This window comes from Serratia silvae (genome assembly GCF_023282985.1).
GTDB lineage: Bacteria > Pseudomonadota > Gammaproteobacteria > Enterobacterales > Enterobacteriaceae > Chania > Chania silvae.
Genome location: NZ_JAGQDC010000067.1, coordinates 1 through 285, shown reverse-complemented (window position 1 = coordinate 285; position 285 = coordinate 1). Strand labels below are relative to the sequence as shown.

At 58.6% G+C, this 285-nt stretch carries 1 protein-coding gene; it reads right to left on the bottom strand.

Going from position 1 to position 285, the window contains the following annotated elements; translation table 11 throughout:
* The coding region (locus tag KAJ71_RS23260) for a hypothetical protein (RefSeq protein ID WP_248947794.1) at positions 1–285 on the bottom strand (285 nt) is incomplete at both ends.

Below are 285 nucleotides of genomic sequence, written 5' to 3'. Positions count from 1 at the left end.
GAACAAAAACAAGTGCCGACCCTTCAGTGTGGCGATCAAGCGCGTCAACGGTCACAGTGCCAAGATGGCCGAGAAATTCGCGACTCACTCCCCGAGATTCCACAGCAGCACCAGCTGCCGGTGCCCACTCCACCTCGAGTTCATGCAGAGCGGAGGCCACCTCGACAACCGGCGCCGGCTCAACACCGCCGAGAAAAGCTGCCCACCCGGAACTATCAACAGTCGCCGACATCGCGACAATGGTCAGATCATCGCGCAATTGAGCAACTTCACACACCATTGCCA